The following is a 26,662-nucleotide window of genomic DNA, read 5'->3' on the forward strand; positions in this document are numbered from 1 at the left end:
TGGCGTACGAAGGAGGCGATGTGTGCCTGATGTCATGCTGGCCGGGCAAGTCGCACGAGAACGTGGCGCGTCTCCCTCTCCTCGGGGAAGGGAATTCCGGGTGCATGCCACTCCGCGCCATCGACGACTACTTGCGTTTCCAGTTCAAGATCGTGATCGACCTGTAGCGTCACAGCAATGGCTGCGGTCCCCCGACGGAAGGTCATCTCGGCCCGATCCCAATCTCGCGGCAAGTTCGGGCGCATCTGCAATTCATTCCGGATGAGCCGTACGCCAAGGATTTCCTCGACGGCCAGGCGCCACGTCCAGGCGGCCGCACCAGTGTACCAGGTCCAGCCTCCGCGACCCAGATGGGGTATCACACCGGCAATGTCGGCGGCGACTACATAGGGCTCGGTCCGGTAATGTCCCGCAGCTTCGCGGGTTGATGTGTGCCGGATCGGATTGATCCGATCGAGCAGGGACATGGCGCCGTCACCATCCCGATTGCGTGCCACTGCAATGGCGAGCCAGGCTGCGGCATGGGTGTATTGGCCGCCATTCTCACGAACGCCGGGCGGATAGGCCTTGATATAGCCTGGTTCGCGAGGCGTTCGATCGAAGGCGGGATCAAGTAGCCGGATAATGCTGTCGTCATCCCGGACGAGGTGCTTTCTCGCCGAGGCGATGGCCACGTCCGTCCGTTCTGGATCACCGGCATCCGAAAGTATGGACCAGGACTGCGCGATCGAATCGATGCGACACTCCTGCTCTTCGGACGTACCCCAGGCCCTGCCGTCATCATCGAATGCGCGCAGATACCATTCGCCATCCCATGCGAATCGCTCGACGGCGGCGACGAGAGTATCGGCGCGCCCGTTCCAGCGATCACGAAACTCGGTTTGGCTTTCATCGAGACAGTGCCGCGTAAAATTTCGGATGGTCGCAATGAGGAACCAGGCAAGCCACACGCTTTCGCCGCGCCCCCGGTTGCCCACGCGGTCCATCCCGTCATTCCAGTCGCCGGCACCAATCAGGGGAAGCCCATGAGGTCCGAGACGATAGGCATGTGAAAGCGCCCGGTCGCAATGGTCGAAGAGGGACCGGGTGTATGGGCTGACGTCAAATCGGGCGTAGCGATCGCCTTCATCGGCTGTGAGCGGCGGCGCTTGCAGATAGGGGATCTGCTCTGAAAGAATCCCTGTATCGCCCGTGGCCTCCACATAATGGCCAACCGCATAAGGGAGCCAGACGAGATCGTCCGAACACCGGGTTCGAACACCCCGGTCAAAGGGCGGATGCCACCAGTGAAGAACATCACCTTCCTCGAACTGATGGGCGGCCGCTGCCAGGATATGGCGCCGCGTTGCCGCTGGATCGACGTGCAACTGGGCGAGGACATCCTGGAGCTGATCGCGGAAACCGAAAGCCCCGCTTGCCTGATAGAAGCCGGCGCGGGCGCGCACGCGGGCGCTGATCGACTGGTGAGGGAGCCAGCGGTTGACCATAAGGTCAAAGGCGGGGTCGGGTGTCGTGACCTGAACCCGGCTCAGCCTCTCTTCCCAGGCGTCTGCACAGGCGCTGGCGGCCGCTTCGATGTTAGCCGGATCCTGCCAGGTGCGTACGAGTTCACGCGCATGATCCCAATTCTCGCCTTGTCCGAGGAAGAAACAGACTTCCGCCGTCCCGTCGGCGGGAATGTCGAGGTGAACCTGAAGGGCCGCGCAGCAATCGTCAGCGACGGTTGCCGGTCTGTTTCCAAGATCCCAGCTCAAAAGTGCTCCCGGGCGCGCGGGATCGGATTGGCCGCCTTCGAAATCCTGGCGGGAGGTCGTGAAACTGTGGACCGGGCGCGTGGTGGCGAGGAAAGCCACGCGGCCACCAAATTCCTCGGTCCAGGGGTTCCGCGCGAGAATTGCGTGGCATTCCGGATCGTAATCGGATGTGCGCAGCGGCGCCTCGTCGCCGTGGACTGCCCCGAGCAGCCATTCCGCATAATAGGTCGCCGTGAGGCGGCGAGGGCTTGGCGTGAGGTTGCGCAAACGCAAGCGGACCAGTTTGACTGGCGCGGTGGCGGGAACGAAGGCGGAGAGTTCCTGTTCAAGGCCCTCGCTGTTGCTCCGCCAGGTGGTTTGATCCGGGCCGTGCTGAATTTGACATGCCGAATGCCTGCCGGCCGGCAAGGGCGTCGGGGTCCACAGGCGAGCATTCTCTTCGTCGCGCAGGTACAGTCGTTCGCACTGCGGGTCGCGGATGGGATCGTTGAACCAGGGCGTGAGCCTGTTTTCACCGCTGTTGATCGCCCAGGTGAATCCCAGCCCGCCTTCCGTCACGATCGTTCCGAAGGCGTCGTTCGCAAGGACGTTGGACCAGGGAGCAGGCGTGGTGGCGCCGGGCTCCAGGTAAATGACATAATCTCCGCTATCGGGAGCAAAGCCGCCCCAGCCATTGTCAAATTGCAGATTGGATGGTCTGGGCAGCGGGGCGGATGCGTGCACCGCTGCCGTGCCATCGACCGGGATGAATGATGGTCCCTGATGGTACGGCTGCTCCTGGCGGGTAAGCTGGTCTCCGAGTGGTCCACCGCCTTCGTCGAGGATCACCCGCGAAACCCGATCAAGGAGCGCCGCGCGTTCGCCATCGCCGGGACCGATACCGATCACGTGGACGCCGCCGTTTGTCCCGAGGCGATCCTGGGCGTTCTGGTCTCTGAGCACCTCAAGAAGCTGCTCGCGTACGGGTTCGACATAGCCTGAGGTTCCATCGTGCGTGACCACAAGGTCCACGATCATCCCTCGCTGCCGCCAGAGCGCGTGCGCCGGGATGAGGAAACGGAGCAGCCCGGTCTGCTCTGCGGATCCGGCGCGCAGTAGCAGGACGGGGTGATCGCCGGAAATGCCAAGTGCCCAAAGGTCGCCGCGGCCAAAGCTGTGTGCCGCAGATGACGGAAGATTGGTGCGGGCAGAGAGGAGGAAGGACAAGAGTTCCTGCGCTTGCGGTACGAATTCTGGCGCCAGGCCGAGGGCGTGCATGGCGCGCGCGGTTGCTGTTGCGACGTCACTGACGGCCCACTCGAGTGAAGCGAGGGTTGTGTAGCGCTCCGCGATATCGAGTGCGGACTGGTGGGATGCGGCGGCGATTGTCAGAAAGGCAAGTTCGCGCCGGCCATGGGGCGGGAGCTCGATCCGAAGCCTGACCGCGCAAACCGGATCGAGCGTCCATCCCAGTGTTCCGCTGAACGCCTCTCCATCCATTCCGGCCGGGCGGGTGGCGCTGCCGTGGCGGCCGAGGAAGGCCCTGCGATCGGCTTCCACACCCAGATGTGTGAAACCCTCGTCATCGCCGATCGCCCGATGGAGCATGACAGGGGGCTTCTCGGCGGGATTGCGGGGGCGCCGGGTGAACAGCAGCCCGTCCCCACCCGGCAAAGGTTCCGCGCCGACGAACAATTTGCTGAAAGCAGGATGGCGCGCGGCGTCATGGGCCGGCGCCAGCACGATCTCGGCGTAGCTGGTGATTTCGATGATGCGGGGACGGTCCTCCACATTGACGAGGCTGAGGCGCCGGATCTCGAGGTCATCACCATTGGCGATGGTGATCGTCGTTGTGGCCGACAGGCCATGCGCCCGCCTATGGAATTCGACTTGATGGGCGTGGAAAACCACTTGTGGCGGCTCTTCCGGTTGCGGAAATGGGCCGCCGGTCGCCGACCAGACATCATCGCCATCAAGGTCGCGCAGATAGAGCCAGTGACCGGCCTCCGCGTCGAAGGGGGCCACCCTGGTGAGCGCGTTCTGATTCCAGCCGATGCTTCCGGCACCGTCCGTGCGGATTCGGGTCGAGAGGCGGCCATTTCCAAGGACCTGCCAGGCAGGATTGCCGTAACGGCGGTTCGGCGTCCAGCTGTAGAGGCCCGGAATTGCGCTCTCGGGCGTGACTTGCGGTTCCCGGACCTCAACCCGTGCGATTTCGGGAGGCAATTCCCACGGGATTCGCTCGTTGAGAAGGAGATCGACGGAGCGCACATGGGGGTCCGCGTGAAACCAGCGGACATGCAGGTTCTCGAACAGGACGTTGCCAAGCGCCGCGAGGCTCATGCCATGATGGTGCGCCATGTAGGAGCGCACGAGGGCGAAGCGCTTTCCAGTGGGCACGCGCTCGGGCGTGAAGTCGATGGCCTCATAGAAGCCATAGCGGCCGATGACGCCCAGGTCCTCTAGCGCCCTGAGATTTCGTACGGCAACCGACGGGCGTGTCGTCAGAGCAAGGGCGGTCGCATACGGTGCGACGACGAGATCGCGACCCAGGCCACGCTGCAGCCCGAGTTCCGGGACGCCGAAGGCGTGGTATCGATAGACGCGCTCCTGGCTCATCGATGCGAATGAGGACTCGGAAATTCCCCAGGGGATCGCCTGGGATCGACCGAACGCCATCTGGATGTCGATGGACGTGCGATCGCTCATGCCGAGAAGAGTGGTCGGATCGCTATGCAGGAAGATATTCGGCATGAGATATTCGAACATCGAGCCGTTCCAGGACACCAGCGCCAATCCGGTATCCTGCCTGGTGATCGGGCGGCCCAGGTGGAACCAATGCGCCGGCGCGACGTCGCCCTTGGCTATTGCGAAATAGCTGGCAAGCCGGGCTTCGCTGGCCAGGAGGTCGTAGTGATGGGGATCGATACGGTCGGCGCTGAGATTGTAGCCGATGTGGAAGAGGCGGCTGGCGGGATCGAAGAGCAGCGCAAAATCCATCTCGTGGGCAAGCGTGGTCGCGCGGTGCGCAAGGCTGTCCAGGCGTTCGGAGAGTTCCTGCGCGGACAGGCGGCCCTCCGCGATCGCGGCGCGAAGATCTTGCAGCCATTCCCCGGCAGCATCCGGAGCCGCATCTCGCGAGAAGGCGTCGAGGATGTCGAGAGCTTGCGCCTCCCCGGCGCCGACCGGCGATGCCAAGCCGTAAGTCATGAGGTCAGCGATCCGGGCCGCGATTTCGGCGCAGTCTGACGGGGGAGTTGCAAGACGCTCTGTCCAGGGGGCGAAGATACGAAGATCACGCCGCATGCCCAGCAGATGATGCTCCAGCCGCTCGAGCCAGGTCTGAACGTCCCGAAGGGCGGCGATATTGTTCTCGGCAACGCTCTCGGCAAGCAAGCCGGTCTGTTCTCGCAGCCGTTGCATGTCGATCGAGATCAGGTCTTCGATCGTCCAGATCCATTCGGGTTCGTTGTCCCGCGTACGCTCGGCGGTTTCGCGCATGGCGGCGAGAGTCGCGCGAATCGCCGGAGCCGCTTTCGAATCGAGTGCATCCAGCGCTCCGGCGAGCAGGCCGATGGTGTCTTCGAGCCCATGCCACGGATCGATGCCAACCGGCGGCGCGTTACGCGCATCGCGCAGAGCTTGCGCGACGGTAATCAGGCTAACCGCCAGATTGCCGCTATCGACGGTCGAAACATACCGGGGTTCGAGAGCGGCCAGCGTTCTCGTCTCGTACCAGTTCAGAATATGGCCGCGATAGCGTTCCAGGCGATCGATCGTGTCGAACGCGTTGCGCAGGCGCATCTCGAGTTCATTGAGACCGATATGTCCAAGCCGCCAGGCAGTGAGGGACGAGATCAACATCATGCCGATGTTGGTTGGGGAGGTGCGGTGCGCGGTCTCTTCGTTCGGTGGTTCCTGATAGTTGTCGGGAGGGAGCCAGTTGTCCTCGGGCCGCACGAAGGTTTCGAAAAAGAGCCAGGTGCGGCGCGCCACCAGCCGGAGGTACTTTCTGTCCTCTTCGGAGATGGTTTCCGTGCGTTGAGGAAGGACGCGGCTGACCCGGATCGCAACTTCCGGCGCAACAAACCAAAGCAGCAGAACCGGCGCGGCCGCGGGCAAGGCGGCAGGGGCGATCATGATCAGGGCACCGGCAACAAGCACCGCAAGCACGGGAGATGCGGCCATATCACGCCAGGCGGCAAGCCGGGGATGGCGCGCGGCGATCCGGCTCGCCATGTGCGCAGCAGAGGTCCATTCAAGCCTCTTTCGTCCCGATCGGAGCCGCCAGAGGGTGACCAGGATGGCGTGGAGCGCGATGAATGTGTCGCTGACGAGGAATGTGATCGCCAGCGCCCATCGGCCGAACTGATCGGCCTGCCTCCGAAGAACGCGTTGCATGACGCCGCGCCGTCGGCCCCGAGCGACGCCGGTGACGAGATCGGTGAAAAGATAGGCGGCGGGTGCAGCAAGCGCGAGGAGCGTCCACACCCAGGGCTCGCCATGGAGCAGGAACCAGCCGCCCAGCAGCAGCGCGACGATGCTGAAGGGGATCAGACTGCGGCGCAGATTGTCGAATATCTTGAGGCGGTCGAACCAGTCGAGCCGGTTGCGCAGCCAGCGCCCGTCGCGGCCGGGTACGAAGGGAAACAGCCAGGGCAGGATCTGCCAGTCGCCGCGCACCCATCGGTGCCATCGCCACGCGAAATCGAGGTAGCCGGTCGGAAAACCCTCGTAGACGATGATGTCGCTCGCCAGGGCTGCGCGGCCATGCAGGCCCTCGAACAGATCGTGGCTGAGGAGAGTGTTCTCAGGAACACGGCCTTCAAGGCTGCGCTCGAAGGGGGCGACCTCGTAGATGCCCTTTCCGACGAAGACACCGGAGCCCAGGAGGTCCTGGTAGACGTCCGATACGGCGCGCGAATAGATGTCGATCGCCGTATCTCCGCCATAGAAACGGGAGAAGAGCGACTGACCGGCCGTGTCCGGCGCCAGCTCGACGCGAGGCTGGATGATTGTATAGCCCCGTTCCACCCGGCCTGAAACGGGATCGAAATGCGCCCTGTTGAGCGGATGCGCGAGCGTGCCGACCAATCGGCGGACGACACCGGGCGGGAGGCGGGTGTCGGCATCGGCTGTCACCACGAAGCGACATTTGCGCAGCGCATCGATCCGGCCGGCGGTCACGCTGAAAGGCGCGGAAATTCCGTGGAGGATGTAGGCATTGAACTGCTCAAGTTTGCCGCGCTTGCGTTCCCATCCCATCCAGGATCCCTGTGCCTCATTGTAGAGGCGAGGCCGGTGGAAGAGGTGAAACGGACCGTCGCCCCGGGCGTCCGGGTAGCGCCCGTTGAGCTCGTCCACGCCCGAGACCAGCGCATGGGTAATGTCGTCATCGGCCGGCATGTCCTCAGAATCCGCGTCGGCGAAGTCGCTGAGCAGGACGAACTGGAGAGCTGCATCGGGATTTGCCAGCCGATGGGCCTCGAGCCGCTGCAGGAGGGAAGGGACGTCCGAGGCGTTTGCGACAAGCACAGGCGTGACGACGGCGGTGGCGCAATCCTTGGGGATTCCCTTTCTGAATTCGAACTTGGGAAGAACCCGTGGGGGAACAATCTGGGTCACGAGCCAGTTGACGAATGTGATGCTCAGGATCGACGCGGGGAGGAGTGTCAAGGCAATGCCGAGCAGCCAAGAGCCGATCGAAGCTTCGGCTGACGCGAGATAGGCAGCTGGCACGGCGAAGGCGGTAAGCCCGGCCAGGAGCAGAGCGCACGCGTAGATGACGCCCGGATAGCGAAGTATGCGGCGCAGCATCGAGCTCAACGTCCAGGGGCGCGGATCGATAGCATCCGAAAAGAACGCCCGCCCTTCGTCGATCAGCCAATAGCCGACATGGCCCGACGGCGAGTTTTCACTGCTATGGCACTGGCGCAGGGCCCGTTCCGCAACCTCCCATTCCGCCAACCGTGACTGCTCGGCAAGCTGCTCTACGGCGTGACGGTATCGGTCGCGGGTGTCGAAATCCATGCGCGGATAGACCCCGGCCGGATCGCGCCTGAGGATCGCCTCAACCCGGCTCGTTCGATCGAAAAAGTCGTTCCACTGGATGGTTGCTATCACCGCCAGATTGGCGATGGCGCGCGCCACATATTCTGTCTCGTCGAATGCCGTTGCGCATGCGTCCGGGGTCTCGACGACCTCGAAGGGTGGCTCGACATCGGGGAAGAGCCGGCTGAAGGCCGTGACCAGAAACTCCAGGCAGACGATGCGGAGCATCGTCGGAAAGGCCCAGATTTCGGCGATGCTGAGTGGCATCCGCTCCTGGTAGCAGTCCACATAGTGGACAGCCGAGTTCAGCGACACCTGAAGGTGCGAAGCCTGCAGGAACGAGTGAGCAAGCTGATGGATGCGCGGGCGCGCGAGGCTTCCTTCGCCGAGACCCGGCAGTTTCGCGTAGAATTCCTGCGGAAGATCCTCACGGATCTGGAGGATGGCCCGCTGAATCTGATAGTCATTGTCCAGCAGCCACTCGGCCGCCGAACTGGCATGCGGCTCGGCCTTGCCCGCCGCGAGCCGCGCCCTGGTCAACCACCCTTTCATCGCATCAAGGCGGGTCCAGGCTATGAGAGGGGTCGATCGGCTGATCAGGCCCGTGAGCTGGTGGCGGGTCGCGGTGTCAGCGGCGATCCCGCTGATGGGATCGCGGTCCTCCAGATCGGCCATGATCAGCCCAGGCCGCCGATCGGCAAGCGGAGCCTCTCATGCGTGGTTGGGAGAGTTGTCTGCGCCGGGCGAGATGTGGTCGGCAAAACGAGCATCGGTACGCTGCAGTGCGCCATCAGGTAGGATGCGACCGTGCCATAGGGAACGTCCACCACGTGTTGACGATTATGGCCGCGGGCCGACATCACGGTGAGATCGACGGCTTCCTTTTCGATCAGTGCGTTGAGCGCCTCGCGGACATCCTCTGCGCGGGTTGACAGGGTGCGAACGCGAAGGCCGCTCGCTGCCAGGTTCGATTTGATCCGCTGAAGATAGCTGCGCGCGGCCTGTTCGTTGCGCTCGATGAGATTTTGGCGAAGCTCCTTGTCTTCCATTTCCAGCGGCCGTGCTTCGATCATTTCGGGGGCGGGGACGACATGGGCGAGCAGGATCTCCGCGTTGGCGGCGCGCGCAATGCGCGCGGCCATGGGCAGGACGCTTTCCGCCCAGCGCGACCCATCAAGCGGCACGAGAATGCGCTGGTAGCACTGGTCCGGTGCTTGAGCCTCGACAGGGACGAGCAGGATTGGGCTTGGCGCGTGGGCGAGGATTTTCTGAGCGGTGCCGCCTATTCCGGTCTTGCCCAGCTCCTTCTTTCCGCGCCTTCCCAGCACGATCAGGCCATCGCTGCGCTCGCCAATGAAGCGACAGATCTCTTCTGCCGTTTGTCCTTCGGCGAGTTCGATCGTGGTTTGGGGCGTTGGTGTTTGAGCCGTAGTGGTGCATCGACCCAGCGCGCGCAACGCTTCGCGTCGCCGAAGATTCCACTCGATCGGATCCGGGCGCACGTCAGGCGATGTCTCGGCATCGAGGACCTGGAGGAGCGTAACCGGGAACTCGAGTGCAGCCGCGAGCGCAGCGGCATGCGGATAAATCCAGGCGTTGCGATCGGCGCAGTCGATACAGGCAACGATCCCTGGGTCGGAAGCGGGCGGGTGGGGGTGGGACGGAATAGGAAACGCAGCGACAGCAGACATGGGACACGACCTCCTGTTGCCGTTCGTCCCCCGGCGATCGGCGGTTTTGAGTGCGGCGGACCCTCTTGGTGCGCTGCGTGGACCAGCCCTTGCCCTCTTGCTGATTCGAGCCAGTGCGGGAGCAGGCTATCGAGGCCAATCGGGGGAAGACATTAGGGCTTTTACGAATGGCAGGGGACTGAAGGGTTTCCGGTTGGCCGCACCGGACCGGCGCATCGGGAAAAATCGCGGCTCACGCGCCGGTCGGGCAGGGGAGATCAGGTCGCCGAGATGCCCTCGGCTGCCGAAACGGCCTGCACCGTCCGTACGAAGCTGTCCGGGTTCAGCGATATGGAGTCGATACCCTCAGCCACGAGGAAAGCCGCGAAATCGGGGTGATTGCTCGGCGCCTGGCCGCAAATGCCGATCTTGATGCCGGCGGCATGTGCCTTGCGTATGGCCTCGGCGATCATCCGGGTGACGGCCTCATCGCGCTCATCGAACAAGCCTGCCAATAAGCCTGAATCGCGGTCGACGCCAAGCACCAGCTGGGTGAGGTCGTTCGACCCGATGGAGAAGCCGTCGAAGCGCGTGGCGAACTGCTCGGCCAGGATGACGTTCGAAGGAATCTCGCACATCATATAGACTTGGAGGCCGTCCTCGCCGCGGTGCAGGCCATTTTCCGCCATGGCTTCAAGGACGCGATCGGCTTCGGCCGGGGTACGGCAGAAGGGAACCATCACGATGACGTTGCGGAAGCCCATGGTTTCACGCACCCGTTTGAGGGCGCGGCATTCGAGCGCAAAGCCTTCGCGATAACGGTCGTCATAATAGCGTGACGCGCCCCGGAATCCGAGCATCGGATTCTCTTCCTCAGGTTCGAAGACGTCGCCGCCCACGAGGTGGGCATATTCGTTGGTCTTGAAGTCGCTGAGGCGAACGATGGCAGGGTGGGGGTGATAGGGGCTTGCAAGCTTGGCGATGCCGCGAGCGAGGACGTCGACGAAATAGTCGGACGGGTGTGCGTATCCACGTGTGAGTTCCCGGATCTGGCGCTGGGCTTCCGGGCTCGCTCGCTCGGGATGGACAAGCGCCATGGGGTGGACCTTGATGTGCGCGTTGATGATGAATTCCATACGGGCGAGGCCAACGCCCTTTGCGGGCAGCCTCCACCACTGGAAGGCTGCTGCCGGGTTGGCGATATTGACCATCATGTCGGTCCTGGTGACGGGCAGGGCGCCGATATCGACCTCGGTCACCGAGAACTCGAGGATGCCGTCGTAGATCGTGCCGACGTCCCCATCGGCGCAACTGATCGTGATGTCCTGGTTTTCGGCGATGACCTCGGTGGCGTTGCCTGTGCCGACGATCGCGGGCACGCCAAGTTCGCGGCTGACGATGGCGGCATGGCTGGTCGTGCCGCCATGGTCGGTCACGATGCCCGCAGCCCGTTTCATGACGGGAACCCAGTCTGGGTCCGTCGTTTCGGTTACGAGGATCGATCCGTCGCGGAACTGTTCGATGTCGGCGGCTGTGCGGATCACGCAGGCTTTTCCGGCGGCGATGGCGGTGCCGATCGCGGCGCCGGTCGCGATCGCGGTGCCTTTCGATTGGAGCCTGTAATGTCGGAAGGTGGTGGTGCTGGATTGCGCCTGGACCGTCTCGGGCCGGGCCTGGACAATATAGAGTTCACCTGTCTCGCCGTCCTTCGCCCACTCGATGTCCATCGGACATTGATAATGGTCCTCGATCGCGACGGCCCAGCGCGCGAGTAGGAGGATATCGGCATTGTCGAGCACGAACGACCGGCGTTCCTGCGCTGTCGTTTCGACGATGCGCGTGCGGTGGCTGCCGCCTTCGCCGTAAACCATGCGGAAAGCCTTGCCGCCAAGCTCCTTGTCGATGATCGGCTCGTTTCCCGGCTGTACGAGAAGCGGCTTGAAAACGACATATCGGTCCGGGTTGACGGTTCCTTGAACCACGGTTTCACCAAGGCCCCAGGCGGCGCTGATGACGATCGCGTTGGGAAATCCGGTTTCGGTGTCGATCGAGAACATTACGCCCGAACCGGATAAATCCGAACGCACCATCTGCTGGATGCCGATCGAAAGGGCAACGTCGAGATGATCGAAGCCCATCGCATCGCGGTAACTGATGGCCCGGTCCGTGAACAGCGATGCGAAACAGCGCCGGCAGGCGTCCTGAAGTGCCAGTTGCCCTTTCACGTTCAGGAAGGTTTCCTGCTGTCCCGCGAAGCTTGCATCGGGGAGGTCTTCGGCGGTGGCGCTGCTACGGACAGCAACGGCCGGACGATCAATTCCTGCGCGACGGCCGAGTTCCTCATAGGCGGCCAGTATATCTTCCGTGATGAAGGAAGGCATCTCACCCTCCAGGAACAGGCGACGGATGGTTTGCCCGGTTTCCTGCAACGTCTTTTTGCCGGAATGGAAAGCGGCGAGATGTTGGGTGATCAGCGGGGCAAGCTGGTTGTGATGCACAAATGCCCGATAAGCCTCAGCGGTTGTGGCGAAACCGGATGGCACCTTGACGCCCTTTTGAGAAAGCGCCGCCGTCATCTCGCCCAGAGACGCGTTTTTGCCGCCAACGGCCGGCACGTCTGCGATGGCGATTTCCTCGAACCACAGGATCAATGGTTTGGGCATGGCTCCCCTCCAGCTTGGGTACGGCGCCAGGCGCGCTACCGCCTTGATCGCCTCGTTTTCGCAGGTGACCATCGCCGAGGAGGTGGCGAGGGTCATTACGTAAGGGTCCTATGCGCCGCAGAGCACAGAAGGACCGGGATTAAGGGGCGGCCGCGGTCCGATATGTTTTGCTTCGGCTTGTGGCGACCCAAGCCATCCGATGGAGCCTGTTGGCCAGGGCGGCACCGGCGATTTTCGCGGGCTTTGCCGTCAAATGCTTGGTCAGCCCGGCTGCTTCAGGTGCTTCTCTCACGCCATCGGCGGGACGGCGATCGTTTCAATCACCGAAGAGCTGGGGATTGCGAGCGATGAAGCGTTTGACCCAGTCGTCCACGTAGGAGGATCGGGCGCGACTGAGATAGCGCCAGCCAGCCACGCTGATCGCGAGCGCACCGATGGCGTTGACGATGAGATCCCACATTGTGTCGGTAAGTCCAGACGGGTCGCCGAGCATGGGCTTTTGCATGGTCAACCCGAAAATCTGGTCCATCCCGAACTCGAATATCTCCCAAAGGGCGCCGATCGCCTGGGAGAAACAGAATGCAAAGATTGCGAGAAACGAAGGCCTCATATGAAGGTCCACATGGCGGTCTTCATTGAGGATGTAGACCGTCATGAACCCTTGAAGGCCCAAGAGTAGTCCTGCCGTTGTATGAAGGACCAGATCCCACCACCAAAAGCGTTCATAATAATCGCGGACCTCACCGAGGAAGAGAGTGGCAAAACCAAACAGGATGGCAAGTATCTGTACTTCAGGTGGTATCTGAACGGAAAAGCGGGCTTTCAGCACGACAGGCAACGCCATCGTCAGCATGATTCCAGCCACCAGGAAGACGTGGACCCATTGCTCCTCGACGACCAGAAAAACAAGTTCCGCTGCCATCACGGATTGCAGGGCGACGAGGATGACGAGATGCGCGAACCTCGCTCGCTTCTCCTCAACTGGCTTATTGTCCTGCATCGACAGGCACGCTTCAGCGGATGATGTGGTGCGCCGGCTGGTTGGCCCGGCTGCTCTGCGGAACCAGCAGGACGTCGCATTCGAGGCAGCCGACAAGGGCGCGCGCCGTGCTACCGAGCATTGCTGTTGCCAGCGCCGAGCGCCCATGGGTTCCAATGACCGCGAGATCGACAACGTTCGCCTGCACATGGTCGCGCGCAACCTGGCAGACGTCACCATAATCCACGTTGACATCAATGAGTGCTTGCGTCCCATGAGGCAGGGCGGTCGCGTTCAGAAACGCGTCTAGCTCCATCGCGATTTCCGCCTGTTGCGCCGCGGCGGGGCCTTCGCGGCCGCGCAACGCCTCAAGCCGGACGTGATAGGCATGGACGAGCGTGATCGCCGCCGATGGGAACAGGTCAACCGCGGTTATCAGCGCGGTTCGCGAGCATTCCGAAAAATCCGTGGTCGCCATCAGCTGCCGATATTCATCTTCCGCGCGGCCCTTGACGATCAGGAGCGGCAAGCCTGCCCGTCGTGCCAGGCGTTCGACCGTGGTTCCAATGAGGAAATCTCCGAGCTCGTCCTTGCGGGAAATGCCTGTGACGATGAGATCGACCGAGAATTCGGCAGCGACATCGAGAATGGTCGAAGTGACATCACCGAACGCGACCCTCGTGCAAATTGCGATATCACTGTTTTGCACTTCGCTCTCAAGCTTCGCCTGGGCCCGATCGATGGCTTCTTCGCGATCCCACGGTATCGTCGCATCGTCCTCGAGGACGTGAAGAAGCACTAACCTGGCGCCCCAGGCGCGTGCCAATAGCACCGCCCGGTCGCGGGAGCGGTCGCACCGGCCGGTAAAGTCGGTGGGCAGCAGGATCGTTTGCGGCGTGACCATAAAATTCAACAGAGGAGACAAGCAGATACCATGGCCGGGAAGGTACCAGCGGTCGTCGACGTCTGCAAAGGGACTTACAGCAGCTTGTCTCAACTTCAGATATGGGCTGATTCAATTGCAGCATGTGCGCGGCGATATCCCGGACGGGAAATTTATTAGCTTTCCTGCTGGGATCGGGCCAGAAATACCCGATCGGGTAAATTTCTGCTTGAAATCGGTGTCGGGCCCAATATTTCCCGTTCGGGAAAGTAGGGTGCTATGCTCGACACAACAGCGATCGGACAAATCATTCGCGACGAACGCAAGGCGCTTGGGCTCCGCCAGGATGAATTGGCGGCCGCAAGCGGGGTCGGGCTGCGCTTCCTTGTCGAACTCGAGCGAGGCAAGGCGACAGCCCAGATCGGTAAAGTCATCGCGGTCCTTGCAGCATTGGGCTGTGAACTCCAGATCCGGCGACCGGATGGGATCGTGATGGCGGGCCGGCCAGTATGACTACCGATATCCGGGGCGCCATCATCGCTGGGATCGAAGTGCCCGGACTTGAGGATGTGTCTCGTCTTGGCGATTTGCCGATGATTGTGCTCGACCGGGCGGACCGGCTTGCGCTGAAGCTTGGAACATAGAGGGAGTGATTTTATAACATATTGATATAAAAGGATAAAAGACTGATAATAGGGATTATGTTAAACGATATATCATATCGTTTAACGCGGCGCCTCGGGGCCAGGTATAGTCAGGCTCGCACGGCCGGCCGAAACCACCTATTGGCCATGCATGACCGCCATCATTGCCTATGCCACGCCAGAGTTCGCGTTCCTCGCAGCCGACAGCGCTCGTTGGGATTTCGTTCAGCAGCGCAATCTCGGGCCAGTACGGAAGCTCCATCGAGCCAGCGAAACCGCTGCATTCGCCATAGGCGGTCAGAACGTCGATCGAACCCGGCTAGCATCCCAACTCGTCGATGCCCACAAGGCTGGTGAAGCGCTACCGGCCGCTGCCAGGAGGTTCGCCCCACCTTTATTCGCCGAGCTCCGAAGGACGAACCCCGGCCTGTCCCAACGTGATCAGTTCGTGATCAGCTGGTATGCATCAGTTGGCGACAGCGGTTGCCAAATCCATCGACACAGAATGCCTGAGGATTGGCTTGAGCCTGTCCGCGGGTTCGACTGCATGAGCCGCTCCAGTCGATGGTTGTGGGATCAAGGCAACGATTTGCTCCCGAAATGCGCCCATCACGGTCGCGTCGCACTCGACCTCTTTGCCTATCGGGCGTCACCTCAAGGTTTGTGCGCCAGACAACGATTTGGCGGACATAATGAGAACATCGGCTATGCCACGAGTTTGAGGCGGGCCATCGGATCGTTGAGGGTGCGGAACTCGCCAGGGGAGAGCCGATTTGCCCGGTGCCACAGATAGTCGCCGGTCAAGCTGATGTGTGCCCAGCCCATCGGCGAGAGATGGGCAAGAAGCGTATCGTCGATGGTGCCGCCGGATGATTTGAGATGCTGGGCGGCCCTGTCCATATAGATGGTGTTCCAGTAGGAAATCGCCGCGATCAGCAGATTGAGGCCCGATGCCCGATATTCCTGATTTTCGATCGAACGGTCGGTGAACCGCCCCTGCCGGTTAGTGTAGATCGCGGCGGCGAGGGTATGACGTGCTTCGCCTTTATTGAGGCCGGCTTGGCAGGCGCGGCGCAAGTCGGGCTGCTCAAGCCAGTCGAGCGTGAACAGCGTCCGTTCGATGCGGCCGAGTTCGGCCAGCGCGAAATCCAGCCTGTTCTGGCGCTTGTAGGCGGCCAGCTTGCGCAGGATCGCGGAGGGCGCGACGGTTCCCTCCTTGATGGAGGCGACGATCCTGACGATGTCATCCCAATCGGCTTCGATCGCGGAGATCTTGATCGTGCGGCCCATAAGGCTTTCGATGCCCTTGTAAGTGGATCGTGCGGCGATCGAGCCGAGTTTCCGGTCGGCGATGTCGCGCAGACGGGGCACGAACCGGAAGCCGAGAAGATGGCAAAGGGCAAAGACATGGTCCGTCGCGCCGCCGGTATCGGTATAATGCTCATGCAGCGGCAGCGAGCCGGCGCCGAGCATCAGACCGTCCAGCACATAAGGGGCCTCGCCGGCGGTGGCCGACATGATCCGCGATCCGAACGAGGCAAAATGATCGGACAGGTGGGAGTAGATCTTCAGGCCCGGCTCGCTGCCATATTTCGCATTGATGTCGGCCGCCGCCGATCGGCTGCGACCTGAGCGGAAAAACTGCCCGTCGGAGGATGAACTGGTGCCGGCACCCCAATGGCGGGTGAAGGGAAGATCATGGTGCGCGGCTACGATCATGCCCAGCGCAGCCTGATAATTTTCGGGCGACAGATACCAGTTGGCCTCTGTACATTATTCGGACACAGATTCACGGTAGCGGCTTGATGAGCAGCGGCATGAGGCCATCGGCATCGAGGTCGAGGCTCTCGGACCAGATATAATCGCCGGTGAGATTGATGCGGTCCCATCCCAGCGGCGACAATCGGGACAGCATGGCGGGATCGACAGGTGTGCCGCGGTGCCGCAGTTCATCGACGGCACGACCGAGATAGCGGCAGTTGAAAAGAATGATGGCGGCCGTGACGAGGTTGAGCGCTGCCGCGCGGGTCTGCTGGTTCTCCAGGCCACGGTCGCGAAACCGCCCGAGCCGATGGAAGGCGACAGCGCGGGCCAGGCTGTTGCGTGCCTCGCCCTTGTTGAGTTCGGCGGTGACCGTCCGGCGCAGATCGGTGTCGTCGAACCAGCGCAGCGTGAACAGTGTGCGCTCGATCCGTCCGACCTCCCGAAGTGCCGCAGCAAGACTGTTTTGTTGACGATAGGCGGACAGCTTCTTCAAAATCAGCGACGGTGTGACAGTGCGGTCGCGCATCGCCGCGATGACCTCCGCAATTTCGGCCCAATGGCTGACGATCAGGTCCCGACCGAGGCGGCGCCCGAACAGCGGTGCGAGCCGACCATAGCGCCGCGCGGGCTCGAAACCATAGAGTTGTCGATCCGACAGGCGCGGAATGCGCGGCTCGAAATCGAGGCCGAGCAAATGCATGACGGCGAACACGATATCGGAGACGCCGCCACCATCGGTGTGGAGGGCGGTGATGTCCGCGCTGCTTTCGTGGCCGAGGATGCCGTCGAGTGCGTGGATCGCCTCGCCCGCCGTCCCGGCGATGACCGTCTGATGAAGCGGTGCGTATCGATCGGTGATGGTGGTGTAGATCTTGACCACGGGGTCGCGACCGTAATGTGCGTTGACCGTTCCTCCGGCTTCGCCGGCACCGCCGAGATAATAAGCCTGCCCATCGGCCGATGCGCGATGCCCCGAACCAAACCAGGCGGCGAGCGGTTCGGCATGGATAGCGTCGGTCAGGCTGGCGAGCGCGGCGCGAAACGTTTCCTCGCGCATATGCCACGTCTGCATACGCAACAGTGCGCGACGCGAGGCGACACCGCAAACTTCGGCCATGCGCGACAGACCAAGGTTGGTCGCCTCCGCGATCAAGGTGGCAAGAAAGGCGCGTTCGTCGGCGGGAGGCAGACCGGTCGAGACATGGCCGAAATGCTGGATGAAGCCGGTCCATCGTTGAACCTGCGACAGCACATCCGTGATACGGGTGGCAGGCACCATGCCGTAGCAGGTGAGCGCAAGTTGCCGCCCTTCATCCTGACCAGGGTCTTCTTTGGGGTCTTTCGGAAACCGCAGCCGCTCGCCGGCAAAAAGGGGGGGATCGCGTTTGTCCAGATCGCGGGCGACCTCGCGCAGGGCGCTATCAAGCCTTGCCGCCCTCTCGTCGAGCCAGGCGTGCGGATCGCCGAGCGAGAAAGCGGGCTTCGGTACGGGGCTGGCCGGTGGGGCAAGCAGCACACTGAGCGCGCGATGGACGCGCGCGGTCGGCACCCAGATACCACCGGATGCCAAAGCATTGGAAAGCGCGCTGTAAGTCGCCATCTCCCAATGGGTGCGATCGATCCCGCCTGCGGTCATGACATGCCGACGCCAGCGGTGCTCGACATGGCCAAGCGGCACGTCATCGGGCAACGCCCTGCGCCAGTCTCCGTCGAGATCGGCGAGGATCGCCATCGCATCGCGCAACGGCTGCATTCCGGCCCGGCCCTGGAAATCAAAAGCGCGCACGAACGACGGCCCCATCCGCTTGAAGGCGCGATATTCCGCCGCGATCTCGTCCAGAACCTCGTTCCGGTGCGGTGAGGCGGTACGTCGGATGATAGCGGCGTCGGCGTCGATGATGTCGAGGGATGCCACGGCATCGACCGCCGCGGCGACATCGCCGCCAGCCCGGGCCGCCTGGCTGATCGCTTCCAGAACCCTGGCGATGCGTAACATCCGTTCGCGGCCCTCGCGGCCGGAAACGGCCACGCGCTGTTCGAGCCGTTTGCGGGCGCGCAGATGGGCCCGCCCCACGAGCGCAATGAACATATCGATCGCCGCATCGGTCAGTGTCGCCTCCAGCTCGCGCAGCGTCGCGAGCAGCACGACCCGCCTGCGGGCCGGGCGCATTTGCTGGAAAGCCTGTGCCGTGTAGCGCACACCCTCCCGGGCGAATTGCCCCAGGCGCGGTTCGTGGCGAACATCAGGGGAGAAAGCCGATATGCCCGTCCCACGAATCAGCGTGATCTTTTCGACGATTTCCAAAAGCGAAGCGGATGCGACACGCGGTTCTGGCTCGCGCAGCCAGGACAGACGGCTCTGCCGGTCATGCACCTTGTCATCGATCAGCGCGTCGAGTTGCTGACGCATCTCATGGCCAAGGCCGCCATCGATCGCGGCCACGAGATCCGTTTCCGCCTGATGTATCGCCTCGGCCGCCATGCGCTCCACGACGCTGACACCCGGGATCACGATCCGACGCGCGCGCATCTCATCCAGAAGCCGGCCGAGCAGCGCGCGTCCGTCGATGATGCTCGCCGCCTCGTTTGTCAGCCATGTCCGCAATTCCACGCGGTGCGGGCGGCTCAGATCGCTGAAGCCGAAGCGCGTCTTGATCGCGGCGAGCTGATCGTAGCGCGTGGGCGTGCGTCTGGCGAAATCAGCTATGACCTTTGCATCCACCCCGACCTGCTCGGCAATATGGTCGAGCATGACCGCAGGCAGCAGTTCCCCGTGGCGCAGATGCCGGCCCGGGTAGCGCAGGCAACAAAGCTGCAGGGCGTAGCCGAGTCGGGTGGCGGGCGTGCGCGCGGTGTCGATCGCGGTCATGTCCTCACCTGACAGACTATAGTGCTTCACGATCGCCGCCTCGTCGTCGGGCAACATCAGCAGGGCAGCGCGCTGCCGCGTCGTCATCGGAATCCGTCCGGGCATCTTTGAACCTCCAAAAACCACTTGCCTTTCGGCATGATTCTGAAAGAGGATTGTGAAAGACAAGAGGCCGCAGGAATCCGTTCATGCCGCACTGGCCTCCGGATACGGCCGTTTGTGAAAGGCAGGATTTGACCAGGGCACCCTATCTGATCGGCTATGCGCGGGTGTCGAAGGGTGACGAGCAGTCGAACGCCGCCCAGCGCCGCGCCCTCGACGCGGCTGGGTGCAGGCGCGTGTTCGAGGAAATTGCCAGTGGCGGGCGCTGGGACCGGCCAAAGCTCCTGGAGATGATCGGCCAGTTACGCGACAGTGACGTCGTCGTCGTCTGGAAACTCGACCGGCTATCGCGCAGCCTCAAGGATCTGCTGCACATTATGGAGCGGATCGAGGCGGCGGGCGCGGGCTTCCGCTCGCTGACCGAGGCGATTGACACCACCACGGCCGCAGGTCGCATGATGATGCAGATGGTCGGGAGCTTCGCCGAGTTCGAGCGCGCCATGATCCGCGAGCGCACCTCCGCCGGCCTCGCCCAGGCGCGTGCCGAAGGGCGGATCGGCGGACGCCGGCGCAAACTCGGCGAAAAGCAACGGCGCGAGATCGCGGAGTCCGTCATCTCCGGACGAAAATCCGGCGCCGAGATGGCGCGGCTCTATCATGTCAGCGAGCCGACCGTTTCGCGCATCGTCGCCGCGCACCGACAGACTATGGAGCTACCGGCATGAAACGCGGCCACGACCTGACCGGGCTGATGAAGTTCGCGACACGGCCCGAGTGGGCCGACGACCTGCATGACGCGCTCGACGATCATCTGGGGCCGGTTCTCACGCAGTTCGACATCGATTCCGACGAACTGCCCGGCATCATCGGGGATCACTGGGCCATGACCTTGTGGGGCTGCGCGTTCGAGGACCTGGTGACCCGCGTCTTCGAGCCCGATGGCCGCAACATCGTGGACGAATATCTCAAGCGCCGCGGATGGAACGAGGCCGGCCCCAACAAGCTCTACATGCGCGCGCTGAAGACCTCCGTCATGAGCGTCTATGAAGTCAGCGCGATCGAGCCCGGCGTCGGCTTCCTCGCGCGAGATCTGATCCGGGGCGGTGATCCCGTCCAGGTCCGCGAGCGGGCTCTGTTGCAAAGATTGGCGGCAGTCAGAGGTAGGCTGTCGCTCTGCGCCGATCAGGCGGCTGCTGCGAAATGGTGGTTGAGCATGCCCATGGCCTCCGTCAGCGCCGAGGGCCCAATGCCAAAAGCTCTCTCCACAAGGCGCACCTCGCCCCTGATGCCGGGCTGCAGGCACCAGGGGCGAGCCTGTCCTTTGCGCAGGGCTCGCATGACTTCGAATCCCTTGATCGTGGCATAGGCCGTGGGGATCGATTTGAAACCGCGCACCGGCTTGATCAGTATCTTGAGCTTTCCGTGATCGGCCTCGATCACGTTATTGAGATACTTCACCTGCCGGTGGGCCGTCTCCCGGTCCAGCTTTCCTTCGCGCTTCAATTCGGTGATCGCTGCACCATAGCTCGGCGCTTTGTCGGTATTGAGCGTGGCAGGCTTTTCCCAGTGCTTCAGGCCTCGCAGGGCCTTGCCCAGGAACCGCTTCGCTGCCTTGGCGCTGCGGGTCGGCGACAGGTAGAAATCGATCGTGTCGCCCCGCTTGTCGACTGCCCGGTACAGGTAGGTCCACTTGCCCCGCACCTTGACGTAGGTTTCATCCAGGCGCCAGCTCGGATCAAAGCCACGCCGCCAGAACCAGCGCAGCCGCTTCTCCATCTCCGGGGCGTAGCACTGGACCCAGCGATAGATCGTCGTATGGTCGACCGAAATGCCGCGTTCCGCCAGCATTTCCTCAAGGTCGCGATAGCTGATCGGATAGCGACAATACCAGCGCACCGCCCACAGGATCACATCACCCTGGAAATGGCGCCACTTGAAATCCGTCATCGTTCCGTCCGTCCAATCTCCGCCAAGCATGCTCAAGCTTCACGATTTTTGCAACAGAGCCGTCCAGACCGATGCCGGCTATGTCACCGTCTCGCGCGACTGGCCCAGTCACCGCATGGAAACCGTCGATAGCCTGGTGGACGAAATCGCCGCCGCTCCGGGCATCACCCATATCGCGCTGCCGGCAAGCGAAGGACAGGAACCGTGACGCGCGCCCTCGACATCGGGGCGATCCGCGCCCAGGTCCGCGCGCTCGATTATGTGCGCGGCACCCCCGCCGAAGTCGCGATGTGGCGCGAAGGCGATGCCGAAGCCCGCGCCAATCTCGCGATCGAAGGCATGGACCTCGACGCCGACGAACACGCCCTGTTCGACATGCTGCGCGCGGAAGCTGTCCCCCCTCCCCTCGCCACCGCGATCGTCCTCAAGCTGCTCGATCATCCCGACGCGGACCCGGCGCTGGCGATCACGCCGGCAACGATCGGATGACGATGCGGGCCGATCTCGATCATCTTCCCGCCGCCAAGCGCCGCGAACTGGAACGGGTCGCCCGCGTCCTGTTCGATGAATTTGAGGATGCCGTCAAAACCAAGCTCTCCGACAAACGCAAGGGCGGCCGCATCCTCAAGCTGATCCTGTTCGGCTCCTACGCGCGCGGCGATTGGGTCGAGGATCGCGCCAGCGGCTACATCTCCGACTATGACCTTCTCGTCGTCGTCAACTCCGAGACCTTCACCGATCTGCAAACATGGTGGGCGGTCGCCGACGATCATCTGGTGCGCGAGCTGACCGTCACCCGCCATCTCTCAACGCCGGTCAATTTCATCGTCCATTCCCTGATGGACGTAAATGACCAGCTCGCGCGCGGCCGTCCCTTCTTTGCCGACATAGCCCGCGATGGCATTGCCCTCTACGAAGCGCCGGGACAGGGCCTCGCCATGCCGCGCCAGCTCGACGCGCAGGAACGCCACGCCGAAGCCCTGCGCCATCGCGACCATTGGTTCCCGCTCGCCGCGCACGCGCTCAAGCTCGCCCAGGACAGCATCGCCGACGGCGTGCCGCGCGATGCGGCGTTCATGCTGCACCAGGCCGTCGAGCGGGCTTACAATGCCGTGCTGCTCGTCCTGACGCTCTACGCGCCCAAATCGCACCGTCTCGGCATCCTGCGCTCGCTCGCCGAAAATCTAGACCCCCGGCTGATCGAAGCATGGCCGCGCGATACTCGCGCGGCCCGCCGCCATTTCGCACAGTTGCAGCGCGCCTATGTCGAGGCCCGCTATTCCCACGCCTATGAAATCACCCCCGACGAACTGGCCTGGCTCGTCGAGCGCGTGAGGCATTTCCACACGATCGCCGCCGCGATCTGCGCCGAACATCTCGCCACGATCGACACCAAAAACGACCCAGGAGGATTGCCATGAAACCAGCCCTGTTCCTCACGCCCCTGCTCGGCCTCGCCGCCTGCACCCCCGCTGCGCCCGACCCTCGCGGTGTCGATCGCGACGAAACCGTGCTGACCGTCACCGGCACGGGGCGCGCCGAAGCCACCCCCGATCAGGCGTTGTTCACTGCCGGCCTGTCGAGCATCGCCGCCGACGCGCAGGCCGCCAGCGCCCGCAACGCGGAAACCATGAACAAGATCACCGCCGCGCTCGCCAGGCTCGACATTCCGGCGCGGGATATTCAGACCCGCAACCTCTCGGTCAACCGGATCGACTATGGCGCGAACAAGGGCCGCTATGAGGCCAGCAACAGCGTCGCCGTGCGGGTCCGCGACAACAAACGGGTGAGCGAAGCTCTCGCCGCCGTCACCGCTGCCGGGGCCAACATCGTCTCCGGCCCCAATCTCTCGGTCGCCGATCCCGAAAAGGCCAACCTCGGCGCTTATGGCACCGCCTACAAGGCCGCGCGCGCCAAGGCCGATGCCTATGCCGCCGCCGCCAACCTGCGCGTTACGCGCGTGCTGGCGATCAGCGATGGCGGCCAGGGCGGCTATATGCCGCAAATGGCCGACATGGAGGCCCGCATCGCCGCTCCCCCGACAGTCGTGCCACAGGCAGCGCCCCCGGTGATGGCGGGGACCAACATGAACATCGTGACCGTGCGGGTGGATTTCGCCCTGGCGGCGAAGTGATCCGGCATGGAATGGTTCCGCCAGCTCGGCCGCGCGATCCGCAACCTCGCCCGCCTCGCGCGCGAGCAACCGATTTGGGCGATCACGGCGCTGACCCTTAGCCCGCTCGCGCTCATCCGCCATCTGTTTCGCACCGCGATCCTGTTCCTGATCGTCGGCATCGTCCTGGCCGGCGGGATGCAATTCGTCCTCGCCTCCCTGCTCGGCCTGGCTCGCGATTCCAATCTCTACCAGCTCGGCATGATGCTGACGTTCCTCGTCATCATCCTGGTCACGCTGCGCGCCCTCTTCCAACCGCTGATCCTGCGCTATGGTGGCCCTGCCGGCGACGATACCCACGGCTCGGCCCGCTTCGCCACCGATCGCGAGACGCGCCCCCTCGCCCAAAATGGCGACGGCCTGCTGATCGGCCGCGACCGCAAATCGGGCAAGCCGCTGCGCTATGCCGGCCCCGCCCATCTGCTGACGATCGCGCCGACGCGCACCGGCAAGGGCGTGGGCACCATCATCCCCAACCTGCTCGACTATCCCGGCCCGGTCGTCTGCATCGACCCCAAGGGCGAGAACGCGCGTATCACCGCCCACTATCGCGCACGCTTCGGCCCGGTCCATGTCCTCGATCCCTTCGGCGTAACGGGCATGGTCGGGGCCGCGTTCAATCCATTGGATCGTATCGACCCTGCCGGCCTCGATCTCGCCGACGACTGCATGACGCTGGCCGACGCACTGGTCTATGACGCCCCCGGCGAAGCGGGCGAGGCGCATTGGAACGAGGAAGCCAAGGCGTTGATCGCCGGCCTGATCCTGCATATCGTTTGCCAGGAGCCGGCGGGCACACGAACCCTTGCCACGCTGCGCGACCGGCTCACCCTCGCTCCGCAAGCCTTCGCCGCCCAGCTCGAAGCCATGCAGGCGCAAGGCGGCCTCACCGCCCGCGCCGCCAATCGCCACCTCGGCAAGTCCGATCGCGAAGCCGCTGGCGTGCTGTCGGCCGCGCAGCGCCATACCCATTTTCTCGACAGCCCGCGCATGACGGCGGTGCTGGGGCACTCGGATTTCACGTTCGCCGATGTGAAGGCGCAGCCTACCAGCGTCTATCTGGTGCTGCCGCCCGATCGGCTCGCCACCTATGCGCGCTGGCTGCGCCTGATGCTCGCGCAAGGGCTGACCGATCTCGCGCGCGCGCCGGCCTCCCCTGCCCGCTCCGTCCTGTTCCTGCTCGATGAGTTCGCCGCCCTCGGCCGCCTCGAACCCGTCGAGCGCGCTATGGGCCTCATGGCCGGCTACGGCATCCAGCTCTGGCCGATCCTGCAAGACGTTCACCAGCTCCGCGCGCTCTACGAGCGCCGCGCCGGCACCTTCCTGTCGAACGCCGGCGTCTTGCAGATATTCGGCGTCAACGATCACGACAGCGCCAAGCTCGTCTCCGATCTGCTCGGCCAGGAAACGGTCGTGTTCGAGAGCATGAGCCGCGCGATCGACGCGGAAGAGACCGGCATATCGTTCGGATCGCAGCATGTCGGCCGCCCCTTGCTCACGCCCGATGAGGTCCGCACGCTGCGCGAGGATTTGCAGCTCCTGTTCCTCGCGGGGCAACGGCCGATCGTCGCCGCCAAGCTACGCTATTTCGCCGATCGCGAGTTCGCGGGGAAGTTCGACAAGGTGTAGAGCGTTTAAACCGTCTCAAACACAAGGTATTTCGACCATGCCTAATGAACGATTTGAGGAATTTGCCGATCGATTCATGAAAAGCATCGGCGAGCCGGGCTGTGACCTACAAGCATTGGTCGATGAGCTGATAGAACTGCACGCTGTCGAGCGCGACGAATTTAACCGTGTCCGCCTGATAAGTATGCACATTGCGTTGACCAACATCGCTGCCGAAGGCTTGGCCAAGGCACAAGCCCCAGGCTCTCAGATCATCGGCTTTCTGGCCGATAACCTTTCGACTTACCATCTCATGCTCCGCCAGGAGAGTTTGGTTGACGGGCAGATCGACAAGGCCGTGCTTTTGCGCGTGACCGAACGCGAAATCACCGCTGGCCGCATGAAGGGCAACGATCCTCTCCGGGCATTTGCCGAAGGCGGCGAGTATATTCGCGACAATCCGATGGAGGGCCTTTTCCACGCTGATCCATCGGCCGACGACAAACCCGTCCTGAATTGAAGCGATAGCACCACGCGCCACAGGGCGCGAATGTATAGGCGTATACAAATATACAAGTTCGCCGTCTGTTCGGCCTGGGCGTTGTTTAGCGGACTTTCCGCGCCCTCCCCTGCCGGTTCTTAGCGTAGGATTCCGCCCTCTCCCGCAACGATGATCGGGCCAGGTTCGCGAAATCGTTGTCTGGCGCACAAATCTTGAAGCTCGCCGCGCCGATCGCGGCCGCTCGGACCCGATGTTGCCGTTTTTCAGCCCTAGCGTCCATAAAACGCACTTCCGTGTCGTCGCGCGCGATCGTGCGAGGATCTAGCTTCCAAAAAATCGGCCGCCTAGGAAGCCCGTAGAGCGGCATCGGGCGCTCGACCTCTCCAACCCTGCCGAACGCTCAGAATGACGCCCAGCGGCCCGGAAATCGCCCCTGCCGCGACGTTTCCGCCTCCCCTGCCCTCTCGGCTTGATCGCTGCCCTATCCGCCTGGCTTTTCTGGAAAGCCAATTGCGACGGTGCCGCTGGCGCTGTGGTCGCGGCAGGGGCGCAGCGTTTAAACGATCCCTAATCCAACAAAAAGCGTGCCGGCGAAGCCGGCTCATCATGGGGGATGCCGGGTGGGAGGATCGCAAAGCGATCCGGGGCGGCCGCAGGCCGCGAGCCGGCGGGGGCGAAGCCCCCAAGAGGCGGCGCTTTTCTTCCCTCTGACCGTGCTTCAAGCACTGCGCCAGTGAGTCGCGCTGCCTCTGTCCCGATTTCCGGGACAGGTTGTCCGATCTGGCGGGATGCTGGTGGGTGAAACCACGTCGCGGCAAAAGTTATCCACAGGGCGGCCTAGTGTTAATATATGGGTTAAAGAGTCGTGTTACGGGATTTTGGCGTCTCCGTAAGATACTGAATATAATAGTGAAATCGGCCATTTTTTGGCCTTGGGCGTCAACGGAACCCCGAATCCGGTGACTCCAGAACCCCGAATCTGCGTCAACGAAACCCCGAATCGTCGGCGAGCGTCAATGAAACCCCGAACTTTTTCGTTGCGTCAATGAAACCCCGAATCTACGGTGGCCGTCA

General features: G+C 63.0%; 17 protein-coding genes and 1 pseudogene. 9 read left to right on the forward strand and 9 right to left on the reverse strand.

Translation table 11 applies throughout. The features are described 5' to 3' along the window. Positions 1 to 32: 32 nt before the first annotated feature. The 5 genes from G432_RS21520 to G432_RS21540 all read right to left on the reverse strand — a co-directional run bounded on the left by G432_RS21520 (position 33) and on the right by G432_RS21540 (position 14,021). A complete protein-coding gene (locus tag G432_RS21520) occupies positions 33 to 8,459 on the reverse strand; it encodes a GH36-type glycosyl hydrolase domain-containing protein (protein WP_015449406.1) in 8,427 nt (2,808 codons plus the stop codon). Between the two features lie 2 nt (positions 8,460 to 8,461). Continuing rightward, entirely contained in the window at positions 8,462 to 9,475 is a 1,014-nt protein-coding gene (locus G432_RS22965) for a universal stress protein (protein WP_084673723.1), read from the reverse strand. 257 nt (positions 9,476 to 9,732) lie between these two features. Further along, positions 9,733 to 12,117, reverse strand: a complete 2,385-nt coding sequence (ppsA, locus tag G432_RS21530) for a phosphoenolpyruvate synthase (RefSeq protein ID WP_015449408.1) — start codon at positions 12,115 to 12,117, stop codon at positions 9,733 to 9,735. A 316-nt stretch (positions 12,118 to 12,433) separates the two neighbouring features. Continuing rightward, the gene (locus G432_RS21535) at positions 12,434 to 13,117 is read right to left on the reverse strand and encodes a hypothetical protein (RefSeq protein WP_015449409.1); all 684 of its coding nucleotides are present in this window, start codon (positions 13,115 to 13,117) and stop codon (positions 12,434 to 12,436) included. 13 nt (positions 13,118 to 13,130) lie between these two features. After that, entirely contained in the window at positions 13,131 to 14,021 is an 891-nt protein-coding gene (locus G432_RS21540) for a universal stress protein (RefSeq protein ID WP_187294072.1), read from the reverse strand. A gap of 237 nt (positions 14,022 to 14,258) precedes the next feature. On the opposite strand from G432_RS21540, the gene G432_RS21545 reads away from it, so the two are divergent. Both G432_RS21545 and G432_RS24305 read left to right on the forward strand, forming a co-directional pair. After that, a complete protein-coding gene (locus G432_RS21545; RefSeq protein ID WP_015449411.1) occupies positions 14,259 to 14,492 on the forward strand; it encodes a type II toxin-antitoxin system Y4mF family antitoxin in 234 nt (77 codons plus the stop codon). Further along, complete coding sequence (locus G432_RS24305; RefSeq protein ID WP_257551768.1) at positions 14,489 to 14,623, forward strand: hypothetical protein; 135 nt, start codon at positions 14,489 to 14,491, stop codon at positions 14,621 to 14,623. Before G432_RS21545 ends, G432_RS24305 begins: the two co-directional genes overlap by 4 nt. 705 nt (positions 14,624 to 15,328) lie before the next feature. Here the strand turns inward: G432_RS24305 and G432_RS21550 are convergent. Together G432_RS21550 and G432_RS21555 are read right to left on the reverse strand one after the other, a co-directional pair. After that, positions 15,329 to 16,384, reverse strand: a pseudogene (locus tag G432_RS21550) (Tn3 family transposase); the annotation flags it as partial. Between the two features lie 28 nt (positions 16,385 to 16,412). Then, positions 16,413 to 19,343 carry a Tn3 family transposase gene (locus G432_RS21555; RefSeq protein WP_007683471.1) on the reverse strand — a complete coding sequence of 977 codons (2,931 nt, stop codon included), beginning with the start codon at positions 19,341 to 19,343 and terminating at the stop codon, positions 16,413 to 16,415. 146 nt (positions 19,344 to 19,489) lie between these two features. On the opposite strand from G432_RS21555, the gene G432_RS21560 reads away from it, so the two are divergent. Further along, positions 19,490 to 20,083 carry a recombinase family protein gene (locus G432_RS21560; RefSeq protein WP_007683474.1) on the forward strand — a complete coding sequence of 198 codons (594 nt, stop codon included), beginning with the start codon at positions 19,490 to 19,492 and terminating at the stop codon, positions 20,081 to 20,083. Here G432_RS21560 and G432_RS23870 read toward each other — a convergent pair. Both G432_RS23870 and G432_RS21565 read right to left on the reverse strand, forming a co-directional pair. Further along, positions 20,014 to 20,499: a hypothetical protein gene (locus tag G432_RS23870; protein WP_187294073.1), complete on the reverse strand. Its 486-nt coding sequence runs from the start codon at positions 20,497 to 20,499 to the stop codon at positions 20,014 to 20,016. The genes G432_RS21560 and G432_RS23870 overlap by 70 nt on opposite strands. Positions 20,500 to 20,540: 41 nt before the next feature. Further along, positions 20,541 to 21,305 carry an IS6-like element IS6100 family transposase gene (locus G432_RS21565; protein ID WP_001389365.1) on the reverse strand — a complete coding sequence of 255 codons (765 nt, stop codon included), beginning with the start codon at positions 21,303 to 21,305 and terminating at the stop codon, positions 20,541 to 20,543. Between G432_RS21565 and G432_RS23875 the strand changes: the two genes are divergently transcribed. From G432_RS23875 to G432_RS21595, 6 genes are read left to right on the forward strand one after another with little or no spacing between them, the layout of a single operon-like run. Next, positions 21,292 to 21,513 (forward strand): hypothetical protein, encoded by a 222-nt coding sequence (locus tag G432_RS23875; protein WP_187294076.1) that lies wholly within the window; start codon positions 21,292 to 21,294, stop codon positions 21,511 to 21,513. The genes G432_RS21565 and G432_RS23875 overlap by 14 nt on opposite strands. Then, a complete protein-coding gene (locus G432_RS21575) occupies positions 21,510 to 21,794 on the forward strand; it encodes a hypothetical protein (protein WP_013038677.1) in 285 nt (94 codons plus the stop codon). Before G432_RS23875 ends, G432_RS21575 begins: the two co-directional genes overlap by 4 nt. Next, the gene (locus G432_RS21580) at positions 21,791 to 22,726 is read left to right on the forward strand and encodes a HEPN domain-containing protein (RefSeq protein WP_013038678.1); all 936 of its coding nucleotides are present in this window, start codon (positions 21,791 to 21,793) and stop codon (positions 22,724 to 22,726) included. Before G432_RS21575 ends, G432_RS21580 begins: the two co-directional genes overlap by 4 nt. Then, a complete protein-coding gene (locus G432_RS21585; RefSeq protein WP_013038679.1) occupies positions 22,723 to 23,439 on the forward strand; it encodes an SIMPL domain-containing protein in 717 nt (238 codons plus the stop codon). The genes G432_RS21580 and G432_RS21585 overlap by 4 nt, the downstream gene beginning before the upstream one ends. A gap of 6 nt (positions 23,440 to 23,445) precedes the next feature. Continuing rightward, a complete protein-coding gene (locus tag G432_RS21590) occupies positions 23,446 to 25,107 on the forward strand; it encodes a type IV secretory system conjugative DNA transfer family protein (protein WP_013038680.1) in 1,662 nt (553 codons plus the stop codon). 37 nt (positions 25,108 to 25,144) lie between these two features. Beyond that, a complete protein-coding gene (locus G432_RS21595; protein ID WP_013038681.1) occupies positions 25,145 to 25,606 on the forward strand; it encodes a hypothetical protein in 462 nt (153 codons plus the stop codon). Positions 25,607 to 26,662 lie beyond the last annotated feature (1,056 nt).

Origin of the sequence: Sphingomonas sp. MM-1, from assembly GCF_000347675.2 — a bacterium.
In the GTDB taxonomy this organism is placed as follows: Bacteria; Pseudomonadota; Alphaproteobacteria; order Sphingomonadales; family Sphingomonadaceae; genus Sphingomonas_E; species Sphingomonas_E fennica.